25 protein-coding genes and 1 riboswitch are annotated in these 23738 nt (G+C 25.8%); of the genes, 23 read left to right on the forward strand and 2 right to left on the reverse strand.

The window, feature by feature from the left end; genetic code table 4:
* Positions 1–56: 56 nt before the first annotated feature.
* The 12 genes from STABA_RS01760 (at position 57) to STABA_RS01810 (ending at position 12661) form a co-directional block, all read left to right on the forward strand.
* Positions 57–1409 (forward strand): Sapep family Mn(2+)-dependent dipeptidase, encoded by a 1353-nt coding sequence (locus STABA_RS01760; protein WP_156005914.1) that lies wholly within the window; start codon positions 57–59, stop codon positions 1407–1409.
* Between the two features lie 86 nt (positions 1410–1495).
* On the forward strand, positions 1496–2017 hold the full coding sequence (locus STABA_RS01765; RefSeq protein ID WP_246157344.1) for a ferritin-like domain-containing protein: 522 nt from the start codon (positions 1496–1498) through the stop codon (positions 2015–2017).
* Between the two features lie 295 nt (positions 2018–2312).
* On the forward strand, positions 2313–3167 hold the full coding sequence (gene rpsB, locus STABA_RS01770) for a 30S ribosomal protein S2 (RefSeq protein WP_156005918.1): 855 nt from the start codon (positions 2313–2315) through the stop codon (positions 3165–3167).
* A gap of 25 nt (positions 3168–3192) precedes the next feature.
* Positions 3193–4062 carry a translation elongation factor Ts gene (gene tsf / locus STABA_RS01775; RefSeq protein ID WP_156005920.1) on the forward strand — a complete coding sequence of 290 codons (870 nt, stop codon included), beginning with the start codon at positions 3193–3195 and terminating at the stop codon, positions 4060–4062.
* Complete coding sequence (locus tag STABA_RS01780; RefSeq protein ID WP_156005922.1) at positions 4063–5088, forward strand: hypothetical protein; 1026 nt, start codon at positions 4063–4065, stop codon at positions 5086–5088.
* 61 nt (positions 5089–5149) lie between these two features.
* A riboswitch (TPP riboswitch) is annotated at positions 5150–5243 on the forward strand.
* A 30-nt stretch (positions 5244–5273) separates the two neighbouring features.
* Entirely contained in the window at positions 5274–6251 is a 978-nt protein-coding gene (locus STABA_RS01785) for an energy-coupled thiamine transporter ThiT (RefSeq protein WP_156005924.1), read from the forward strand.
* Between the two features lie 412 nt (positions 6252–6663).
* Positions 6664–7197, forward strand: coding sequence for a hypothetical protein (locus STABA_RS01790; protein ID WP_156005926.1), 534 nt, complete (start codon positions 6664–6666; stop codon positions 7195–7197).
* A gap of 166 nt (positions 7198–7363) precedes the next feature.
* Entirely contained in the window at positions 7364–7498 is a 135-nt protein-coding gene (locus STABA_RS06005; protein ID WP_281349608.1) for a hypothetical protein, read from the forward strand.
* A gap of 195 nt (positions 7499–7693) precedes the next feature.
* On the forward strand, positions 7694–8410 hold the full coding sequence (gene pyrH, locus STABA_RS01795; protein WP_156005928.1) for a UMP kinase: 717 nt from the start codon (positions 7694–7696) through the stop codon (positions 8408–8410).
* 14 nt (positions 8411–8424) lie between these two features.
* The gene (gene frr / locus STABA_RS01800; RefSeq protein ID WP_156005930.1) at positions 8425–8970 is read left to right on the forward strand and encodes a ribosome recycling factor; all 546 of its coding nucleotides are present in this window, start codon (positions 8425–8427) and stop codon (positions 8968–8970) included.
* Between the two features lie 95 nt (positions 8971–9065).
* A complete protein-coding gene (locus tag STABA_RS01805) occupies positions 9066–11111 on the forward strand; it encodes a hypothetical protein (RefSeq protein WP_156005932.1) in 2046 nt (681 codons plus the stop codon).
* A gap of 65 nt (positions 11112–11176) precedes the next feature.
* Positions 11177–12661, forward strand: coding sequence for an MFS cation transporter (locus STABA_RS01810; protein ID WP_156005934.1), 1485 nt, complete (start codon positions 11177–11179; stop codon positions 12659–12661).
* 39 nt (positions 12662–12700) lie between these two features.
* On the opposite strand, the gene ispG is transcribed toward STABA_RS01810, so the two are convergent.
* Positions 12701–13777 (reverse strand): flavodoxin-dependent (E)-4-hydroxy-3-methylbut-2-enyl-diphosphate synthase, encoded by a 1077-nt coding sequence (gene ispG / locus STABA_RS01815; RefSeq protein ID WP_156005936.1) that lies wholly within the window; start codon positions 13775–13777, stop codon positions 12701–12703.
* A gap of 92 nt (positions 13778–13869) precedes the next feature.
* On the opposite strand from ispG, the gene STABA_RS01820 reads away from it, so the two are divergent.
* The 7 genes from STABA_RS01820 to STABA_RS01850 are packed head-to-tail and all read left to right on the forward strand — an operon-like array spanning position 13870 to position 19461.
* Positions 13870–14721 (forward strand): hypothetical protein, encoded by an 852-nt coding sequence (locus STABA_RS01820; RefSeq protein WP_156005938.1) that lies wholly within the window; start codon positions 13870–13872, stop codon positions 14719–14721.
* Complete coding sequence (locus tag STABA_RS01825) at positions 14714–15475, forward strand: segregation and condensation protein A (protein ID WP_156005939.1); 762 nt, start codon at positions 14714–14716, stop codon at positions 15473–15475. Before STABA_RS01820 ends, STABA_RS01825 begins: the two co-directional genes overlap by 8 nt.
* Positions 15476–15478: 3 nt before the next feature.
* Positions 15479–16033: an SMC-Scp complex subunit ScpB gene (gene scpB, locus STABA_RS01830; protein ID WP_156005941.1), complete on the forward strand. Its 555-nt coding sequence runs from the start codon at positions 15479–15481 to the stop codon at positions 16031–16033.
* 5 nt (positions 16034–16038) lie between these two features.
* On the forward strand, positions 16039–16779 hold the full coding sequence (locus STABA_RS01835; RefSeq protein ID WP_156005943.1) for a pseudouridine synthase: 741 nt from the start codon (positions 16039–16041) through the stop codon (positions 16777–16779).
* Between the two features lie 60 nt (positions 16780–16839).
* A complete protein-coding gene (locus STABA_RS01840; protein WP_156005945.1) occupies positions 16840–17556 on the forward strand; it encodes a YebC/PmpR family DNA-binding transcriptional regulator in 717 nt (238 codons plus the stop codon).
* A 56-nt stretch (positions 17557–17612) separates the two neighbouring features.
* Positions 17613–18632, forward strand: coding sequence for a fructose-bisphosphatase class II (locus tag STABA_RS01845; protein WP_156005947.1), 1020 nt, complete (start codon positions 17613–17615; stop codon positions 18630–18632).
* Positions 18633–18678: 46 nt separating this feature from the next.
* The gene (locus tag STABA_RS01850; RefSeq protein ID WP_156005949.1) at positions 18679–19461 is read left to right on the forward strand and encodes a hypothetical protein; all 783 of its coding nucleotides are present in this window, start codon (positions 18679–18681) and stop codon (positions 19459–19461) included.
* Positions 19462–19497: 36 nt separating this feature from the next.
* Here STABA_RS01850 and STABA_RS01855 read toward each other — a convergent pair whose 3' ends face one another.
* The gene (locus STABA_RS01855; protein ID WP_156005951.1) at positions 19498–20061 is read right to left on the reverse strand and encodes an inorganic diphosphatase; all 564 of its coding nucleotides are present in this window, start codon (positions 20059–20061) and stop codon (positions 19498–19500) included.
* A gap of 93 nt (positions 20062–20154) precedes the next feature.
* Between STABA_RS01855 and STABA_RS01860 the strand changes: the two genes are divergently transcribed.
* The 4 genes from STABA_RS01860 to STABA_RS01875 all read left to right on the forward strand — a co-directional run bounded on the left by STABA_RS01860 (position 20155) and on the right by STABA_RS01875 (position 23717).
* Positions 20155–20865: a hypothetical protein gene (locus STABA_RS01860; RefSeq protein WP_156005953.1), complete on the forward strand. Its 711-nt coding sequence runs from the start codon at positions 20155–20157 to the stop codon at positions 20863–20865.
* Positions 20866–20949: 84 nt separating this feature from the next.
* Complete coding sequence (locus STABA_RS01865; RefSeq protein ID WP_156005955.1) at positions 20950–21798, forward strand: ECF transporter S component; 849 nt, start codon at positions 20950–20952, stop codon at positions 21796–21798.
* 107 nt (positions 21799–21905) lie between these two features.
* Positions 21906–22934 (forward strand): rod shape-determining protein, encoded by a 1029-nt coding sequence (mreB, locus tag STABA_RS01870; RefSeq protein WP_156005957.1) that lies wholly within the window; start codon positions 21906–21908, stop codon positions 22932–22934.
* A 327-nt stretch (positions 22935–23261) separates the two neighbouring features.
* Complete coding sequence (locus STABA_RS01875) at positions 23262–23717, forward strand: hypothetical protein (protein ID WP_156005959.1); 456 nt, start codon at positions 23262–23264, stop codon at positions 23715–23717.
* The last annotated feature ends 21 nt before the right edge of the window (positions 23718–23738 follow it).

Raw genomic sequence — 23738 nt, forward strand, 5'->3', positions numbered from 1 at the left:
TTGAATAGATAAATATAATTATATAATTTAATAGCATACAAGAAAGGATAAAAATTATGAAAATAAATAAAGAAGTTTTATTAGGTAGGTACTTTGATGAAGCTATTGAAAACACTAAAAAAATTGTAGCAATGCCAAGTTATCGTAGAGATTTAACAAAAGGAAGTAAATTGCCACAAGATACATTAAATGTTTTAAATTATTGTATTGATTTATGCAAAAGCTGAGGGTTAAAAACTTTTGTCTCAGAAGAACTTAAATATGGATATGCAGATTATGGAGATGGTGACAAATTATTTGTTATAATTTGTCATTTAGACGTTGTTCCTCCCGGAAATATAAGTGAATGAATAAATCCTCCATTTGAGCCAAAAATAATTGATGATAAATTGTATGGTAGAGGTGCTTTTGATGATAAAGGACCAACAATGATGAATTTATTTGCTTTTAAATATTTAATAGATAATGGTTTTAAATCAAACTATAAAATAAGATTTATATTTGGAACTTGTGAAGAGACAAATTGAGAATGTATGGAAAATTATATTGCAAATGAAAAACTATGTGACCTAGGTTATGTACCAGATGGACATTTTCCAGTAGTATATGCTGAAAAATGAATTGCAGATTTAGATTTAATTGGTGATTTTAAATGTAATTTTGAAATTATAGGGGGTCAAGCTTACAATGCTGTTAATGATCTTGTAAGTTATATCGGTCCAAAAATTGATTTAATTCAAAATGAATTAGAAAAAATAAATGTTAAAAGTTATGTTGAAAATGAAATTTTATATGTAAAAGGTATTTCTGCTCATGGAAGTCTTCCGTTTAAAGGGGTTTCTGCAAGTAACTCATTGTTATTTGTTTTAAATAAACTTAATTTTGATCATCCCTTAATAAAATTTGTTGCAAATGATATTTATGCTGATTATGAAATGAAAAATATTTTTGGTAATCTAGAAGATGAAACTGGTGTTTTAACAGCGTGTAATGGAATTATTGATATTAATAAAAAATCTTTTAAATATACTTTAAACTTAAGAATTCCTTGTACAAGAGATGTTCAAAAAGATGTAGTAGAAAAATTATCAAGTTATTTAATTGAAAAGAACATAAAGACAAATACAGTTAAACTTGAAGATAGAGTATATTTCCCAAAAGACAGCGAAGTAGTAACAAAAATGATGTCTATTTATCAAGAAGTAACAGGAGATTATAAAACTGAACCAATTGCAATTGGTGGAGGAACATTTGCAAAATCAATGCCTAATATAATTGCTTTTGGAGCAGAATTTGATTTAAATGATTCAACAATGCATTCATATAATGAATATGTAAAAATTGAAGATTTAAAAAAAATGATTGAAATATATGCAAAATCCATAGTCTTATTAACCTATAATCAATAAAAAAGTTTTAGCAATAAAACTTTTTTATTTTTTAATTTATTTTCTTTATAAAAAACTATGTTATATTTATGTTGAAGGAGGAAAATATGGACAAAAAAATTCAACAAGATTTACAAAAATACATTGAAGAACATGCAAAAATGCAATTTAATTGTTATAACTTGAGTAAAAATTGCGATGATTTAGGATATCCTGGATTTACACATTTCTTTCAAGTTCAAGCGCAAGATGAATTTGTACATCAAAGACGAATAATGAATTATTTATTGGACAGAAGTCAAAGTTTTGAAGCACCAAGTGTTAGTGCAGAAAAAGTTAGTTACAAAAGCATTACTGAAATTTTAAAAGCTTATGTTGATCATCGCACTCACTTTGCAAATATCACAAATGAATTTGCAAATAACGCAAAAGAAGCAAAAGACTATACAACATTTAAATTTTATGAATGATTCTCAATTGATTTTTATGAAGAGATTGCAGAAATAAATGATTTAATTGATTGACTAAATATGCCAAATTCAAATCATTATGAAATTGACAAAAATGCTGCAAAACGTGATAACCCAGATACACTAGCTGTAGTTGATCCATTTGCACCACATAAATAAAAAAATATAATTTTTGTAACAAAACACATTATATTTTTTTTTTTTTTTGTCTTTCTGTATTTAAAACAATTTTTATATATATAAAATCTAATTAGCATTTCTAAATAGACTTGATATTATTGTAAAAATTATTTATACTCAATTTATTGTATATAACTATCAAAAAGGGTATGCAATCACATACGGGAATTTTTTTACCCAGTGCTTATTATTTTAATTAAATAAGTGGTAAATTTTAGAACCGTTTGGAAGTCTAACAAATAAAATTTTTAAAAGAAAGTAAGAAGGTAACTAAATGGCTAAGGACTTGACAAGAGATCAATTATGAGACGCAGGAGCTCACTTTGGACATCAAACTAAAAGATGAAATCCAAAAATGAAACCATATATTTATGGTGAAAAAAACAAAAATCATATTATTGATTTACAACAAACTCTATGAAGATTAGATGATGTTAAAAAATTAATAACTAATATAGGTGCTAAAAAAGAAAAAGTCATTTTTGTAGGAACTAAAAGAACTGCAAAAAACGCTGTAAAAGAAGCAGCTTTAAGAAGTGGAAATTTCTTTGTAAATTCAAGATGACTTGGTGGTACTTTAACAAATATGAAAACAATTTCATTACGTATTAAAGCGCTTTGAGATATTGAAAATGAAGAAAAAACAGGAAAAATTAATTTAAGACCTAAAAAAGAACAAATTTTAATTAAAAAAGAAAAAGCTAAGTTAGAAAAAACACTTGGTGGAATCAAGCAAATGCATAAATTGCCAGCAGTAATGTTTGTGGTTGATCCAAAAAACGACGAAATTGCTGTTAAAGAAGCGAGAAAATTAAGAATTCCAGTAATTGGTATTTGTGATACAAATGTTGATCCAGATATGGTAGATTATGTAATTCCGGCAAATGATGATATTCAAGAGTCAGTTAACTTAATTGTTAATTATATAGTTGATGTTTATGCTGATGCAGCAGGATTAAAATTACAACCAAGTACATTAAAAGTGGTAGCTCAGAAAAAAGAAGATGGTGTACAAGGACAAAGATTTGGTGAAGGAAGAGCTCCTAGAAGATTTGACGAAGATAGAAATGCTTCTAAAAATGAAGAATCAAAAAAAGATTTAGAAGCAAATAAAGCAGAAAAAGCTTAGAAAGTTCAAGAGGGGTGATTAGATAATGGCAGTAAGTCCACAACAAATTAAAGAATTAAGAGAAATAACATCAGCTGGTATGATGGATTGTAAAAAAGCATTAGAAGCAACAAATGGCGTAATTGATGATGCGATTATTTGACTAAGAGAAAATGGTTTAGTAAAAGCCGCTAAAAAATCAGATAGAATTGCAGCAGAAGGAGTTGCTTTTGCTAAAACAAATGGAAAAAGAGGAATTGTTTTTGAAGTTAATTCAGAAACAGACTTTGTTTCTAAAAACGAAAAATTCATGAGTCTTATTAAAGAAATAGGTGATGCATTATTAGCAGCAAGTGCAAAAACTTTAGAAGAAGCACTTGAAGTAAAACTTAGTTCAGGAACAGTTAAAGAAGCATGTATAAGTGCAACCGCAACTATCGGAGAAAAAATTGAATTAAGAAGATTTGTATCGGTAGATGGTGATTCAATTGCTGTTTACAATCATGCAAACAACAGAATTTCAGTGTTACTACAATTTGAAGGAGATATTTCACAAGAAGATGCTTATGATGTATGTATGCACGTAGCTGCAATGGCTCCTAAATATTTATCAAGAGATGAAGTGCCACAAGACTTTAAAGATCAAGAGATGCATATTATTAAGGAAAATACAGATCTAACTGGCAAACCTGAAAATATCGCTAAAGGAATTTTGGAAGGTAAATTAAGCAAAAAACTTGCAGAAGTTACTTTATTAGATCAAGGTTTTGTAAAAGACGAAAAACAAACAGTTGGTAACTTTATTAAATCAAAAAAAGCTACTTTAAAATCTATGTACAGATTTGAAGTAGGAGAAGGAATTGAAAAAGTAATTACTGATTTTGCAGCAGAAGTTGCAGCGCAATTGAAAGGTTAAGTGAAAAAAATGTTATTAGCAGGAACATGAAATAATGGGGCTATTGATCAAAAGAATATTTTATTAATTCTTATTGTACAATTATGTGTTATTGTAGTACCAACAATTTATACTTATGTATTATTTTTTAAGTTTCAAAAAGTTGATGTAGATAAAAAGAAATTTAATACTAAATGATTTGCAATTGTAGCAGCTTTGCAAATTTTAACAATGGTACCTCAAATAGTAGGGTGATTGATGTATTTTGGTGAAAAAATTATGCCAAATAATTATGATATGGCATTATACATAGCATGAGGATGTGTAGGAGCAGTATTTGCTTTAGTTGCTACATGATATATATTGTTATTTTTCTTCCCACAAAGAATTTGGGTGTTTTTTGATGAAGAAAAACTATTTGTATTTGATAAAGGTATTAAAAAAGAAAAAATTGTAAACATTTTAAATGATCAAAGTTCAAATATGTTGTATATTAATTATACTGAAGGAAAAACTAGTTTGAAAAAAATTGCAATTCCATTCAAGTCAACTACAGCAGAATTTATCTGAGTTAGTGCACTTTCAGAAGGGTTAGAAAAATTTGAAGGTTCAGAAGCTATATTCTTTAAAGAAAAAAGTATTAGTTTAAAAATGGGAGACCCAGCTGAAGAAGAAAATATTCAACAAGTTCCAACACAAGTCATTATTGATGGACAAGAAATTGATCCAAACCAACAATATATGGACAATCAACAATTATATCCAAACCAACAATATATGGACAATCAACAATTATATCCAAACCAACAATATATGGAAAATCAACAATTAGATCCAAACCAACAATATATGGACAATCAACAATTAGATCAAAACCAACAATATATGGAAAATCAACAATTAGATCAAAACCAACAATATTATGGTCAAGATAATATGAATAATCCTGAGCCTCAAAATCAAGAATTTTATCAAGATGTTCCAAATGAACAAAGTCAAAATAATGAAGAAGATGCATTATTTAAAGATGGAGATTTTGACGACTAATAACAACTTAATAATTAATTTAAAAACCTTATTTAAGGTTTTTTTTATTGTAAAATAATATAGAAAAAGGCAGAGGTAACTTTGTAAAAGTTTGAGAAATACTCTTAGAACCTGATATAGTTGATACTATCGTAGGGAGTCCTTTGAAAAAGACACATATTCTGCTTTTTTCATGGAGGAAATTCATGGAAAAAAATAAAAAAACATTAAACTATGTAATTGCATGTTTAACATCTTTAAAAACAGTTGTTATTATTGGATTATTGATTTTTTATATGATTAAAGTTTTAAATGCTAATCAATATGATGATGATGGAGAACTTGTAAAACTAGACTCATCTCAAAAAGGTTTAGTTTATTTTGCATTTATATCGATGATAATTGCAATTACATTTTTTGCGATTGCATTTGTTATTTATTTTATTTTTGATTATGAAAATAAAATAAAATTATTTTGTTTTTCAATTGTAACATTTAGCATTGAAGGTATAATTTGTTCAAGTATCATGATAAAAAAAAGTATTTTTTATTTTAATAAAAATAGTTTTAAAGTATTTAAAAATTGAAGAATATTAGATATAACATTAATTGGACTATTATTAGGTTTATATTTATTAATTGATTTTATTTCAGGTTTTGTACCAACATTGCCATTTTGAATCACTATTTCTTTGAAATATATTATTTTATATTTTGGAGCGTATATTCTTCCTATATCTTGTACATTTACATTATGTATGTTGGCAGCATTTATGACAATATTAATACCAACAACTGCTGCACATACTTTTATACAATATTTATTCGACTATTGAATACCAACTTTATGTTTCTTTGTTGCAGGTTTTTTTAAACCAAACGAAACTATAAAAAACATATACTATCAAGTTTTTAGTTGATTTATTTTTGTAATATCTCCAATTTTTATATTATATTTTTGTAGAGTTCTATCAGGAGTTTTATATTGATTAAATCCAAATGCAATTGGAGATGATGTATTTTATTCGTTTGTTTGAAATGGTAGATGAAGTTATTCTGTTATATATAATTCTTTTAATACAATAACAGATTATGTAACTTTACAAATTTTAGTACCACCAATTTGTAAATCGCTATCAATTCTTAGAAAAAGATATTTTGATAATAGAGAAATTTATTACTAAACACTCTTTAAAGGGTCACCCCAAACTACATAAAAGTTATGTATAAAATTTTATAGAGGGGTGATTTTTTTATAGTAAAAACTATTTTATTTAGTACTGAAGAAAAAAAGAAAATAATAGATGAGTTTACAACTACAGATATAAGCGCAAGAAAGTTAGCTTTAAAATATAATATTAAACAAACATCAACTATTTATGTTTGACAAAATCGTTATAAACAAAAAGGAATTGCTGGGCTAATTGATGCACAGAGAGGTAGAAAAGCTAAAATTAATAAAGAAGTTGAGTTTGAAAAAACGAAACAAGAGTTGGAACATTTAAGAAAAGAGATGCAAATTAAAGAAAAAAAGAATAAAAAACTAACAAGTAAAGTAAAAGTTATGGAAAAGTATACAGCATCTCTAGTCAAGGAATGAAAAAACAAAAAGTAAATATCGAATTGTATAAAATAGCAAAAAATTACGAGCGAAAAAATATAGCATTATCATGACTAATTAATCTTTTAAATATTAATCTAAAAGCTTATAATAAATGATGAGCAAATGGTTCAAAAGAATATATGACCAAAAGAGACACAAGTTATGACTTATTTATAAACAAAGTTTTTTACGATAAAGATTCAAAATATTGAACTCATCGAAAATGAGGGCATAAAAAAATTGCACTAAAATTTGGTTTATGTCTAAAAATGGTCTTGAGTTCTATGAAAGCACAAAATCTAGTTCCTGAAAATTGTGAAAAAAGTAGAAAATGAAAAGCTTATACTAAAAAAAGCAAAGATCCAATAAATACAGCTCCCAATTTATTAAAAAACCAAGAAACAAATAAAATCGAGTTTATTGCAAATAAATCGTTAGAAAAAATTTGTTTAGATATTTCGGAGTTAAAAATAAAAAACAAAAAAATTTACTTATTTGCTTATATATATATTCTAGACTACCTTTAATAACATATTTTGCAAACAATTAAACAAACGAAGAACTTATTAATAGTATGCAACTTTTAGTTGCTAAATATGATGTAAAAAATAGCATTACCATACTGATAGAGAATCACAATTTAGGAGTTTAATTATAAAAGAATTTTGTAACAATTACAATATTATTCAAAGCATGACAGATAGATATGCTTCATGACAAAACTCGATAGTAGAAACATTTTTTAAAAGCATAAAACAAAATTATTATGTAGGTTATAAGTTTGAAGATAATGGAACTTTTATAAATTGAATTAAAGATTGTATATAAAATTATTCTAATAATAGAATAATAAACAAATTAAAAAATACTCCCAAAGAAATTTTTGAGAGTAATTTGTTAAAATATATGTAGTTTGGGGTGACCCTTTACTTTATAAATATTTTTTTTATAATAATTTAGATAACTTTAATAATTTTTATTTCTAAAAAAGTATTTTGTTATAATCTTTTTAGTGAGGTATATATGGCATTAAAATTTAAACGTGTATTGTTAAAAATTTCAGGAGAGGCACTTAAGGGTAGCTCGGATGAAATTTATGATAAGGTTAAATTGGAAGATACTGCAAGACAAGTTATAAGTTTAACAAGAGAAGGACTACAAGTTGGTATTGTAGTTGGAGGAGGAAATATTTGAAGAGGTAAATTAGCTGGTACTTTAGAATTACAAAAAATTGATGCTGACTATATGGGTATGTTTGCAACAATTATGAATGCACTAGCAATTGAAGCTACCATCAAAAAAATGGGATTTGAAAAAGTTAAAGTGTATTCTTCTTTAGAAATTAGAACAGTAACAAGTAGTTATAATTATAGAAATGCAAGAGAAAAATTAGATGAAGGATATATTGTTATTTTTGCCGGAGGAACTGGATTTAGTTACTTTACAACAGATACTGGAGCTTGTATTAGAGGAATTGAAATTGAAGCAGATGCATTATTAATGGCAAAAAATGGAACAAAAGGTGTATATGACTCAGATCCAAATATTAATCCAAATGCAAAGTTTTTATCAAATTTATCATTCCATGATTTAGTGGTAAAAAACTTGAAGGTAATGGATTCAACTGCTGCAAGTTTAGCGCATGATGGAAAACTAGATATTGTAGTTTTTGATATGAACGGACAAGACAATATTATTAAAATTGCTCATGGAGAATTAGAAGCAACGTTTATCAAATAAGAAGGGAACATAATATGTTAAAAGATATTTTAGAAAATGCACAATTAGAGATGGAAGAAGTTATTGAAGCTTTTAAACATTATTTATCAAAAGTTAGAACAGGAAGAGCAAATGCTTCAATGTTAAAAAGTGTTGTTGTTGATTTTTATGGAACTCCAACTCCAATAGATCAAACAAGTCAAATTACATCACCTGAACCACAACAATTATTAGTAAAACCCTATGATAGAGGTCAATTACCTAATGTTGTTGCAGCAATTCATAAAGCAGATTTAGGTTTAAACCCAATGAGTGAGGGAGATTTAATTAGAATTATTATCCCACAATTAACAGAAGATGTAAGAAAAGACTTGGTTAAAAAAGTTCACAAAGAATTAGAAACTTTTAAAATTAGAGTAAGAAATGCAAGAAGAGATGCAAATGAAAAGATTAAAAAATCTGATTTTACTGAGGATGATAAAGGTTATGGAGAAGATGAAGTACAAAAATTAACAGATAAATACATTCAATCTCTTGATTCTATTACAAAAGATAAAGAAAAAGATTTAATGACAATCTAAAAGTGCTAAAGCACTCTTTTTATTTTCACTAATTATTAAATATATTGACTTAAAAATATAGTTTAGTTTATAATAAAAATTAGAGGTGCTAAAAAATGGGCTACAAATTAGGGGCGTTAGTATCTTATAATGATGAAAATTGAGTAATAATTGATGTTAAAACTAAGGAAATATCAGATGGGCAATTGATATTTTTAAAAATTAAAAACGTATTATCTCAAGAAATATTAAATGTTAGTTCTAATGTGGTTAAAGAAGTTGAAATTAAACCAATAAAAGAAGAACAAAGAGAAAATCTTGAAGATACACAATATATTCAATCATTTTTCAATGGGGTTGGTGAAGAAGATTCTGATGAATTTTTCAACCTTGGTGAAGAAGAATCGTTATTTGATATAGAAGAAATCGAAATTGATAGTACTTTAAAAAGTATTGAAAAGGATGACGAAATCAAGCTAAACGAAGAAGAAGAAAATGAAGTTTTAGGTAAAATTGATGAGCCTAAAAATTTTGAACGTCCAGATACAAGAGTTCATTTTTCTACTCCAATAAATCCTGATTTGACAGGATCATTATCAAGAACTCCTGCAGTAGATGAAACTTTAAGTGATATGGAACCGGTTGCAATTTTTAATAAAGAAAAAAGAGTATCTAACAATAGTTTAGATAAACTTTATGAAACACCAAAAATCATGCCATCAAGAGTAAGGGGAAACGACAATAGTATCAACATCTTTGATAATAATGTAGCAATCAAAAACAGTATTTTTAATAATCAAAATGAGCAAAAACAAAATGATTACAACCAATCAAATATAAAAGATAAACATAATCATAATTATAATAATCATACAAATTTTGAAAATAATCAAAATATGTATCGAGAAAATTTTAATAATAGCAATTTGCAATATCAAAACAGTTTTAGTAATGCTGCTCAAGAAAACGTATCAAGTATCACAATAAATAACGATAGTTTAGAACAAAATATAAATGCAAGTAATAAAGTTCAAGAAAGTGTTATTACAAATGATAACACTAGAATGTTAAGTGCATTTGAAAGAAAAATTGGAAGCATAATAACAAAAGAAATACCTGAAAATAAAAACAACATTTTAGAAACTCAAACTATTAAAACAAAAGAAATAAAAACTGAACTTAATAGTATTGAAAATAAGCCGAATAATAATTTTGAAGTATTAAAAGAAACAAACATTGAAATAATAAAAAAATTAAAAAATAAGTCAGAAAATCAAAACATAATTGATCAAAACCAAAGTTTCGAAAAGAAAATGGCAGATCCAAATATATATGATTATACAAAAGATTCCAATAAACCAAGTGAACCTGTATTTAATGAATCATTTGAAGATAGTGAATTAACAGCTTCTCAAACTGATAAACTTGTAATTGAAGGTCTTGCCAATAAAGACGAAAAAGTTATTGAAAAACATTTTGATGCTTTAACAACCGGTCCGTTAAATACAAAGAAGTTATTAGATAATTTTAATAAGCAACAAAAAATAGCAAAAAATCTAGATCTAAATTTTAAAGAAAGTTTAGATGAGAATGAAAATAATATCTTTGGACAAAATTCTCAGTTTAATAAAAAAGCATTAAACGAATCGATAATTTATAAGAGATTTAAAACTTTAACTTGCTGATTAATATTTTTATTTGTTATAGGATTTATAACTCCTTTAGTTGGCATATTTATGAAATCAAGTTATGCTTATTTAGATTTAAAAAGTTTTAATTTCAACCAAATTTTAGCAAAAGTATTTCATATGTATTTATTTGAGACGGACGCGTTTATAAACTTTAAAGTATATGCAATAGGAGACATAGTGCTAATTATTTTAACGCCAATGCTTTTATTTACTTTTGCAATATATCTAATCGTTTATCTTGTTTGTGTAAGTGATAAACAATACAAAAAAATAGCATTCTACAACTTTGAATTAGGAAGCAAAATTGAAGTTATAGAACAAATTCAAGAATTCAACAATGAAACCAGTTTATATTTATTAAAAATTCATAATGATATGAAAAAAATAAAAAAAGAAGTTAAAAGCTTTAAAACAAAGGATAATACAAATACTAAATCAGAAAAAGAGCAACCAATAAATATTCAACATTAGTTTGAGATATTTATTGTTTTTTGTATTAAAATATAATATGTATTTTTTAAAGGAGATTGTAAAAAATGAATAATTGAGATCTTTTAATATTATTACCAATTATTTTTGTTAGTAGTATTTTTGTAATTTTTTTTATAATCCATAAAGAAAAAATAAAGCTAAAAGCAGGACTATTTTTAGGAGAAATTTTTATTTTTTGATTAGGAGTGGCTTTTATTGGTTATCAATTAACAAATGCTGCTAACACAATCATTAAAAGCATTGATTCGATGGCTTATATATTAATAATTTTATTTAGCTCTAGTTTATTTGCAATATTTCTTAAACCTTTAGCCACTTTTTTTACTGGTGTAATAAGAAAGAGAAAATTTTGAACAATTTTATCTTATTCAATTTTGATTTTTATTTCGTTTGTTTTGATTTTTGTTAAATTAAACCAACTAACAATAGGAATAATTTCTTTATTTTATGCTATTCTATTATCTACATCTACAATTCATAATTTGATTTTAAATGAACAATTTTATTATAGAGTAAACACTTTACCTTCAACTTGAATTTGTTATACATTTATCGGTTTAGGTTCTGCATTTGGAGTTTATATTGCAAATATACAATCAGTAGTTTTTAAAAGTATTAATTTTTTAGACTTAGATATTATTGCGTTATTGATTGGGTTAATTGTTTTGTTATCAACAATTTTTATTTTAAAAGAAAATAAAAGTCTTGCAGGAGCATTTGATAAAGAAGTGATAATTCAATTACCTAAAAAAAATAATTGAAATTTTATGTTAATTTATACTTTAACTTTACTCTTATCTTTAACATATTCAATATCAAATTCTATAATCACTCAAACATTTTTAAGCTTAAAGTTTTTAGAATATGGACTTTCAAAAGAACAAATCGAAACATGATTAAGAACTTTTAATAATGCTTTTATCATTCCTTCATTAATTATTTCTTATTTTATATTTAAATATTTATTAAAATATTTTGGTCAAAAATATTTATTTATGATGAACTTGTTGGTTTTATTTATTATGTATACTATTCTAGTGTTTATTACTAATCCTTATATTTTCATATTTTTAAATATATTTATAGGAATAACTTATACTCAACTTATTTATACTTTATTCTCGTTTTGTATGTTTTGAAATTATAGAGCGCCAAAAAATCCTGTTACAGGTTTTTTTGGTTCTGCACTATTTTTAGGAAAATTTATAATAGAGTCAATTGAAAATATTTTAATAAAACAAAAAGTTTCTATTTTTAAAGATTTTTATAAAATTTGAGATATAAATAATAATGATCAATTAACAGCGATAAAAAATCAATATTTTGATGTATTATCAATCTTATTCTCAGTTTGTGTTGCATTAACATTAATAATTGCTTTGATTTATTATTATAGTAGTAATAAATTGATTGCTGATTTTATAAATTATCGATTAGCTACGCAAAATTTAAAAGGAATTTTAAAAAGAAGAGTTATTGAAAAAACAAAAACACAAATTAACGTTGAAGATTTAAAAGTTAAAGTTTAAAATATTTTTTTAATTTAATAAATATAAAAAAAGCAACAATTAAGTTTGTTGCTTTTTTCAATTATCATAATACTCATTTATTAAATTTTTTAGTTCGGGAACTAAATAATTTTGTTCTACAGTTTTAAAAATTTCTCCTTTTTTAAAAATTATTCCGCCATTTCTGCCTCCAGCAATCCCGATATCAGCTTGACTTGCTTCTCCGGGTCCGTTAACAACACAACCTAATATTGCAATTTTTAAAGGAAATTTGAAACTTTCAACATATTCTTCAATTTCATTTACAACATCTTTTAAATCAAATTCAAGTCTTCCGCAAGTTGGACAGGCAATAACTTCGACCATATTATCAAACAAACCTATAGAGTTAAGTAATCTTTTTGCAACTTTTATTTCCATTATTGGGTCTTCACTTAAACTAATTCTTATTGTAGAACCGATGCCTTGATATAATAGGTATCCAATTCCAAAACTTGATTTTATAGCTCCGTTTAATAAACTTCCTGCTTCGGTTATCCCGATATGAGCAGGATAATCTCAAATTTCGCTTGCCATACTATATGCTTCAATTGCCATTATTGGATCTGTTGCTTTTAGAGAATAAATAATGTCATAAAATTCATACTTTTCTAGAATTTCAATATGTTCTCTTAACGATTCCACCATGCATTTAGATGTTCATCCATATTTTTGAACTAGTTTTTTTGGTAGACTACCAGAATTAATGCCTATTCTTATAGGAATCTTTTTGTCTTTACATTTTTGAACTACAGCAATTGTATTTTCTTCTATTCCGATATTACCAGGATTTATTCTAATTTTTGCACAACCGGCATCTGCTGCGATTAAAGCGAACTTATAATTGAAATGGATATCTGCTACAACTGGGATTGGACTTTTTTCAACTATTTCTTTTAAGGCGTTTGCATCGTGTATACCTAAAACTGCAACTCTTACAACTTCACAACCCTCTTTATACAATTCGTTTATTTGTTTTAAAGTTTCATTAACATTATGAGTTTTAGAAGTTGTCATTGATTGAATAACAACTTTATTGTTGCCTCCAATTTGAACATTTCCAACATAAATTTTTCTCGTTTTTTCTCGTTTTATCATTAAAAAATCTCTCTCAATTCTTCTATAAAAAATAATACCATACCAATATAGAAACAAATATTTAATATATAATTAATCTTGTGGGGTAAATTATGGCTGATAAAATTACGTTGAAAGATATTGTCGAAATAAACAAAATTTTAACAAAAAAATCATATAATTCTTTAAAAGAGTTTAATACTTATTTAGATGTAATTGGCGAATATATTGATGATACTTTTTTTAAACAAAATATCATCGCTGAAAAACTTATTAAACATCAAGAATTAAGCTCAAGATTTATAGATTTGCAATTTGAAGAAAGTAGTTTAAATCTTTCATATAAAAATTTGCATGATTATTTATCAAATTGTAAAAGAGCCATTGAAAAAGCATTATATAGCGATTCGAGTATTTTTAATTTTTCAATATTTGTAGAAATAAAAAGTATTGTTAGATACATTTTAGAAAAAACATATGAAATCGAAAGTTTAACGGATTATGAAACTTTATATGGTATTAATACTATTGAATTTCATCAACAAAATGAAACTTTTAAATATCTTTATAGTGTTTTTGATAAATTTACATATATTGCTCGTCATTTAAACGAAAGATTTTTAAAACATAATAAAATCGATGTTAGTGAATTGTCTTTAAAATTTTTTAAAGATTTTCCTAATGATATTTCTTTTTTAGCCCAAAATGTTGCTTCTTATCAAGTATTAGTTACAACAATTGAAACTATTACATATTCAAAAGCATGACACTTTGTTAGAAAATTAAGAAATATTTTAGAGCATGATTTTGCAGACCCATCAGAAAAATATAATATAACATTTTTAATAGAGTTATTATTTATAATAATTGGTAGAATAATGTTGGTTTTAAACAAGACTTTAATGTCAGAATCTGATATTAGAAAAACTTTAGAAGATTTACAAAAACAAGAGAGGGATGAGTAATTTGAAAGAAAGATGAAATCAAGTTGAACTCGAAAACTTTACAGGTCCTTTAGATCTTTTATTACAAATGATAAAAGATAAACAAGTAAGTATTTTAGAAATAAATCTTTTAGAATTATCAAATCAATATCTAGAATATATAAAAAAAATAGCTGACAAAGATATAGAACTTGCAAGTGAATATTTAGTAATGGCTGCTTATTTTTTAGAACTAAAATCAAAATTTTTAATACCTAAAGAAGAAGTATTAGTTGATGGAGATTATGAAGAAGATCAAAGAAAAGAATTATTAAATCGTCTTTTAGAATATCATAAGATTAAAGAAGTTACTGAGTTTTTTAAAGAGCAACAAATTGAATCTTTAAAAGGATTGAGTAAAGCAAAATCTATTATTAAAATTACAAGAATTGATGATGAAAAATTACCATTAGCTCCAAATAATATTAACTTAGATAAATTTTCAAAAATTTTTTTAAGAGCCATTGAAAAATCTAAATTTAGAACTGTTGAAACAAATATTCTTACAACAACAGAAGTTTCACCAGAAGAAATTGCAAATGAAATTAAAAAGCATTTAATAAAACATAGTATTGACAAAATAAAATTAGAAGATTTGATTGAACAAAAAGACTTTTCATTAAGAATGCTTGTAGCAACTTTTATGGCAGTTTTAGACTTAGCTTCAAAAAAACTTATAAATATTTTTCAAGAAGGTGACGATATCATCGTTGAAAATATTAGCAAAGGAGAATAATCAATGAATTTCAAAAAACAAATGGCAATTGTTGAAGGTTTATTTTTTGTAAACGGAGATGAAGGGACAAGTATAGAAGATATTAAACTTATTTTAGAAATTAATGATGAAAAAAAAATTGTTGAAGTTATTAATGCTTTAATAGAAAAATATCAAAAAGATGATTCATGTGGATTAGAAATTCAAAACTTTGCAAAAACAAAATATCGAATGATAACAAAAAAAGAAAATGTTGAGTTTTATACAAAGTTATCTAATATAAAAACAGAAACAAAATTATCAACCGCAAGTATAGAAACACTTTCTATTATCGCCTATAAAGGTCCAATCACTAGAGCTGCAGTCGAAAACATAAGAGGAGTAAATTGTGATGCTATCTTTTATAAATTAAAAACTAGAAATTTAATTACAAATGTTGGTAAAAGTGATGAGGTTGGAAAACCAAGTCTTTATAAAGTTACAGATAGTTTTTTAAAGTATTTTAATTTAAAAAGTCTTGATGATTTACCAAAAATAGAAGATGAAAGCAAAAATGAAAAAGACATTTTTGGAAGGTAAATAAAATGGAGAGATTACAAAAAATTATAGCAGCAAGAGGATATTGTTCTAGAAGACAAGCGGAAAATTTGATTGCTCAAGGAAAAGTAAAAGTAAATGGTGTAGTTGTAACAGAAGCTGGTAGTTCTTTTGATAAAAATGTTGTTATTTTTATCAATAACAAGGAAGTAAAAAAAGTAAGCGATAAAGTTTATTATTTATTCAATAAACCTAGATTAGTTTTAACAACAATGAATGATCCAAAAGGTAGACCGACTGTTGCAGATTATTTTAAAGATTCTAAAATTAGAGTGTTTCCTGTCGGAAGACTTGATTATGATGTAAGTGGAGCGCTTATTATGACAAATGATGGTGAGTTTGCTAACTTTGTTATGCATCCAAGATATGAGTTTAGAAAAACTTATCAAGCACTATGCAAAGGAACTGTTTCAAAGCAACAAATTAAAAAATTGATAGTTGGAGTTATTATTGATGATGATTATAAGACTAAAGCAATTTATGCAAAGTTAGTTAATTATGATGCAAAATTTGATGAATCAATAGTAGAGATAACAGTTGCCGAAGGAAGAAAACATCATGTTAAAAAAATGCTTATTGCAGCAGATATATTTTTAAAAAAATTAAAAAGAACACAAATTGAATTTTTAGAAATTAGTGATGTTAAATTAGGAACTTATCGTGCATTAAAGACGCATGAAGTTAAAATGTTTTATGGTTTATATAATTCAAATAATCGAAAAAACTAATTTTTATTTTCATCAAATTAAAAATATTGTAAAATTTTAAGTATAAGTAAAGAGGTTTATATGGGAAGAGCACACGAAGTTAGAAAACAAAGTATGGAAAAAACGGCTGCAATGAAGTCGGCAATTTACGGAAGAGCTGCAAAAGAGATTTATATGGCAGCAAAAAGCGGAAGCGCAGATCCGGATTCAAACTTAGCATTAAGAAGTGCAATTGATAAAGCTAAATCAAAACAAGTTCCAGCAGATGTAATTCAAAGAGCGATTAAAAGAGCATCTGGAGGAGATGCGGAAAATTATACTTCAAATAGATATGAAGGATATGGTCCGGGAAACTCAATGATAATTGTTGATTCATTAACAACTAATGTTAATAGAGCAATTGCCGAAATTAGAGATGCATTTAATAAAAATGGCGGAAAAATTGCAAACTCTGGATCAGTTTCGCATTCATTTCAAGCAACTAGTTTATTTGCTTTTGAAGGAAAAAGTGTAGAAGAAGTTTTAGAGTTATTAATGGAATCAGATTGCGAAGTTAATGATGTTGTTGAAGAAGAAGGTCTAACAATTGTTTATGCACCTTTTAACTCATTTAATTCTGTAAAACAAGTTTTAGATAACATCGGAATTGGTGATTATAAGATAGCAGAAACTATAATGTTAGCAGATGAAAATATAAAAATTGAAGATGAAGAAGCAGTTGCTAATTTTGAAAAACTTATTAATAAGTTAAATGAGTTAGAAGATGTTCAAAACGTTTATCATAATGTAGAAGACTAGACTATGTTAATAACATAGTCTTTATTTTGTTATAATAAAAATATTGGAGAATATAAATGAATAGAGATATAGTTTTACTTAGAGCTGTTGAAGTAGCCGCACTTGCAACTCACAAATATATTGGAAGAAAAGATAAAAAATTAATAGATCAAGCAGCAGTTGAAGCACTAGAAGTAATATTAAAAAACGAAAAAGATTTCAAATTAAAAGTTGTTAATGGTGAAGGAGAGCTTGATGAAGCGCCAATGTTATATTCGGGACAAATTTTGGGAGACATTGAAAATCCTGAGGCTAAAATTTATGATTTATCTGTTGATCCTGTTGAAGGTACTTATCCTGCTGCGTATAATTTTGCAGGTAGTGTTGCTGCAATTGCAGTTTCAAGATTAAACACTCAATTGCAATTACCAGAAATGTATATGGAAAAACTATTTGTAAGTGATGAGTTTAGAGAATGGATAGATTTAAAAAAAGGAATTATTAATGTAATCAAAGATATGCAAAAGTTTTGTCAACGAAAAGACTTAAAATGTATTATTTTAGATAAACCAAGACATAAAGAAATTATTGAAGAACTAAGTGCAATTGGTGTCATAGTTAGAATGATTCAAGATGGAGATGTTCTTGCGGCAATCGATGTTGTGAATGGTGCTGCTGATTTTGTTTATGGAATTGGCGGAGCGCCTGAAGGGAGTTTAATGGCATCTTTAGCAATTGCTTCAGGATGTAAAATGCAATCACGTTTAGTTCCTTATCAAGAAATTTGACCAAATGAAAAAGAAACTAAACTAAGAATGCAAACAGAAAATGCATGAATAGAAAAACATAATATTGATTTTGATACAATCTTAGAAGATTTAGATTTAATAGCTGATGAAAGGGCAAGGTTTTTTGCAGCAGGAATAACTGCTGGCGGTTCATTAAGACCAATTGATTATAAAAATGGTAAATTCTATGTTAATGCATTTATGGCAAGTCATGGAATAGCGAGAAATATAAAATCAGTTTATGATATTAAAAAAGTAAATGCTTTAAAACCAGGCATTAAATCAATATTTGATAAATACAAAAGATAAATTCAGTAAATATGTAATTAATAATTTTGGAAGGAGAGTAAATAATATGTCAATTATAGTTTATGTTGCAACAGCACTTACATTAGTTTGTTTAATAACATTAAAAATGTTTAATATATATATTTATTCTTCTATAAAAGTTGTAAATATAAACTCTGCTGATATAAATATATCAACGTCTAAAATAAATGATATAACTACAAAACTAGTAAGTTATTTAAATGTAACAGATTTAAAAATTATTTATGGAGAAACAGATTTTTATTGCAGAATTACAAAAATGCTTAATCGAAAAAAACAATTAGTCGAAATACCAAAATGGATTATGCCAAGTGTGGGTTATGAATTAGACTATTTAATAGCAAGCATTTGATATAACTCAAAACTTTATAAAAAAGATAAATATATTAAAAGATATAATTTTGTGGCTCAAATTTTACCTTCAACTTTTATTTTGATTTATATAGTTGCTTTAATATTAGATCTTATTTTAATTATTTTAAATAAATATATTTTGAGTGATTTTGATTATTATGGTAGTTTTTTTGAATTTTTAGGTAAGTTTTTTATACTTGATTTTATAGCTATTTTATTTTTCTTTATGTATATAACTTGTTTGTTTTTTGCAACAAAACATAAAATAAATATAGAAGCAACTTATGAAAGAGAAATTGTAAAATTTGTCGATGAAAATTGCGAAGGTTATAAATCTGATATTGGTGCTGCAAGAGTATATTCTTTAAAAATTGATAAATTGTATTTAAATACATTTTTGTTTAATAAAAAAACAAGTAATATCAAATTTTGTGGACCTTTTACTATGTTATAAATAAAAACTCATATAGTTTATCTATATGAGTTTTTATTATGCTTGACCTAAACCTTTTTCTTTTCATTCAGTAAGAATTTCTTCTTTACCTCCAGGTTTTAAATAACGATCTTTATATTGTTGATATCTTTCTTTACATTCTATAATTTCTTTTTCTGCATGATCAACATCACCTCATCCATCGATTCTGACTTCTTTTTTTTGTAAAGATTTATATTGTAAGAAGAAGTTTTCGATTTCATCTTTTAAATGTTGAGGAACATCACTTATCTTTTGATATGCATTAAATCTAGGATCATCATGAAATACACCAAATAATTTTGTATCGATCTCTCCGGCGTCTATCATTTTAATACTTCCAAGAATTCTTATTTTCACTTTAACCCCTGGCATTGTAGGATAAGTTACTAAACTAATTACATCAAGTGGATCTCCATCTCAATCTAAAGTTTCATCAATAAATCCATATTCTCCTGGATAAAAGTTTGCTCCATATAAAACTCTATCTAAACTAATTGATTTTGAAGCAATATCATATTCATATTTATTTGAACTACCTTTTGGAATTTCAACTATCATTTCAATTACATTATTTTTCATATTTTATTTATCTCCTTATACATATTCATTTTATAGTAAAATATTTCTATATTTTGATAAAGTAACAAATTAAAGAAAGGCATTTTAATAAAAATGAAGGATAATAATAAAATAAAAGTTATAAACAAAAAAGTCGATATTAAAAAAAGTATTGAAGAAATTGAAACAGGAACTTTTTATATAAATAAATGAAGAAAGTATTTTAAATTAACACCTTATAAAATTGCAATCCTAGCAACAGTTTTAGCATTAAATATTGTTTTATCGGCTTTTAGTGCATTTGCACTAACTCCATTAGTGATTGGTGGGTTTTTAAGAGTCGAGATTAGTTTTTTAACATACATAATTGCTTGGAAATTAGTTAATGGTTTTTACTCATTGTTATTAGTTATTCCTGCGACGTGACTTAGATATGTTGGAGTTGATCCAAATGCAGAACCAATTGGATTATTAACTATGAACTTAAGTGACTTATTTGCTTTATCTTTCTTTATTTTAGTTAGTAATTTATTAAATATGAAAAAAGAACATACAGGAAAAATGAAAATATATATAAAATATATTTTTGCAGCAGTAGTAGTTTCTATTTCTACAGGTTTTTTTAATATTTTAATTAACTTTACATTTATTTTAGATATGTATAGCGAATATATGGGAGTAGAAGCAATTAAAGCACTTAAAACATACTCATTTGCAAGTGTATTGATATTTTTTAACTTTATTAAATATGTAACAAACTTTTGACTATTTTTAACTTTCTATGAAACTATTAATATAATTTATAAAAAAAGTATATTTTCTTAATTTTTCTTATTTATAAATGTTATAATTTAAAAGTAATTATAAAAGTTATAATTTAGAAAAATTATAACATAGAAGGAAAAAACCATGGAAGATAAAAAAGAACAACATGTTATACCTGAACATAAAGAAGATGGTAAAAAACATGATCATTATCATGGAGAACACCATTTCGATGGGCAAGGTAATCATGATGATATTTTAGATGAAGATTTTAATATAAAAAATAGTATCTATACATCTAAAAGAAATTTAATTTTTAGAACAGCTGCTGCTGGTACATTTTTAGCTTTAGCTGCTATTGGAAGTGCAATTGATATGTTTGGTGAAAGATTTTTCAAATTACCATTAAATGAAATAATTTTATCAATTAGATATTTTGATATTTTGATTATTTGTTTATCTATTGCAAGCATAGGGCCTGTTTTTTCTAGTTTTATTGGAGTTATAATGCCATGAATTCACATGTTAATGGATGGAGATCATCCGCCATTAACTCACGTTGTTGATTCATTTGGATATTTCTCAGTTGTTTGAATTTTATGATTCTTCTACTATGTAGTATTTAGAAATTCATACATTCACAAAGATAAAAATAGAAAAAAAGATTTGTTTAAAAGATATATGCCATTAGTTGGATTTATACCTGTGTCAGTAATTGTATATACAGCTTTTACAATTTTAATAATATTTATAACAGACCAAAGTGGACATCACCATGATGATCATGACGAAAGTATTATTAATAAAATTATTAGTTATCATGAAAAACATGAACACGAAGCTCAAGGAGATGAATGAGATTTATTTAAAGAAAAAGCTGTTATTTATTCATTTACTATCGCAGGATTTGAGTTAGTTAGATTTTCTATATGTGGAGCGTTGTTTGTAATCTTAGAACCACAAATGAAAAAAATTAATCATAGATATAGATAAAAATCTCTCTTTATTTTTTCTTAAAATGGAAAAGAGATTTTTTTTTGATAAAATCAAAGTGTAGTTAAATTTCTTTATTAATTACAAGAAATTGGAGGAAATAATTTATGGGGAAAAAACCATTATATGTTTCATTAGATTTAGGTACAGCATACACACTTGTTTATATTTCAGGACAGGGAATTGTGTACAATGAACCATCGATAGTAGCATATAAAATAGCAGAAAATAAAATAGTAGCAGTTGGAGAAGAAGCTTATAAAATGATAGGTAAGGCCAACAAAAATTTAAGAATTGTTAGACCAATGGTTGATGGAGTTATTACAGATATTAAAGCAACTCAATCACAATTGAATCACATTTTTGCTAGATTAAGATTAACAAAAGCTTTACAAGGTTCGGTGATTCTTATGGCATGTCCATCAGTAATTACAGAATTAGAAAAAAATGCTCTTAGAAAAATAGCAACAAATTTAGGAGCGGCACATGTTTTTGTTGAAGAAGAAGTAAAAATGGCGGCACTTGGTGGAGGAGTTAATATTAACTCACCAACAGGGCAATTAGTAATTGATATGGGTGGAGGAACATCTGATGTTGCAGTTATTGCATCAGGAGATATAGTTTCATCAAAATCAATTAAAGTGGCTGGAAATACTTTGAATGAAGAAATTTTAAAATTTATTAGAGCACAATATGGAATGGAAGTTGGAATCAAAACTGCTGAAACAGTTAAAATTCAAATGGGTTCATTAGCTAAATATCCTGATGAAAGATCTATGAAAGTTTATGGACGTGACGTTGTTTCAGGATTACCAAGAGAAATTGAAATCACTCCTCCAGAAATTAGAGAAGTATTAAAAGTTCCATTATCAAAAATTATAGATTTAACAGTTAGAGTATTAGAAGAAACTCCCCCAGAATTAGCTGGTGATATTTTCAGAAATGGTATTGTTTTATGTGGAGGAACAGCTTTAATAAAAGGTATTGATAAATATTTTGGAGATACTTTACAATTACCAGTAAAAGTTGGTGAACAACCATTATTAGCGGTTATTAATGGAACAAGAAAATATGAAGAAGATATTTATGACAAATTAAGAGAGATGTTATATAAGCCTAAAAACCAAGAGTTTTAACAAAAAAACCTATTAAATTGAACATCTAAAATAAAATTGACAGTAAAAAAGTACTTTTATTGTTAAAATTTTATTGAGAGGTGTTCTTTTTATATGGCAAAACAATAATCAAAAAACGAAAAAATTAAAATTATTGAAGAGTCTAAAAAAATTGGAATAACAGATGCTACATTAAAATATGATGTTAGCACAAGTACAGTCAAAAGATGAAAATCAGAAATTAAAACTAAAGGTGAAGGCGCTCTTGAATGAGGGAACGGAATCAAAACAAAAGGAAATATTAAGAAATTTAAATCTCATGATTGAATTTTTAAAGACCCTGACGATATGACAACAGAAGAATTAAGAGAAGCTTTAAAATTGGAGCGAGCTCTAAAAAAGCATTTGGCGAAGACAACTAAAGAAAAGTACTTCGCCATTTTTAAATACTCAAAAAAGTTTACTTTGTCATTAGTTTGTAAAGATTTAAGCATTTCAATATTTGGTTATTTAAAATGACTAAAAAATTGAAAACCTATGAATAAAAACTATAATCGAATTCTTGCTATAAAAATTAAATTTATTTTCTATTTATTTAAAGAACGTTTTGGTTACAACATGATAACTCTACTTTTAAACAAATATTTTAATCAAAACTTAAAACCATGAGTAGTTTATAGATATATGAAAATCAATAATTTAAAAGCAGTTCGCAAAAAAAGAGTACTTAAATATGATAAATCTGGTCCTTTGAGATATGAAAACTTATTGAAAAGGAACTTCAATGCAGATTGTTTAAATTAAAAATGAGTTACAGATGTTAGT

The sequence above is a fragment of the Spiroplasma tabanidicola genome (genome assembly GCF_009730595.1).
Taxonomy (GTDB): domain Bacteria; phylum Bacillota_I; class Bacilli_A; order Mycoplasmatales; family Mycoplasmataceae; genus Spiroplasma_A; species Spiroplasma_A tabanidicola.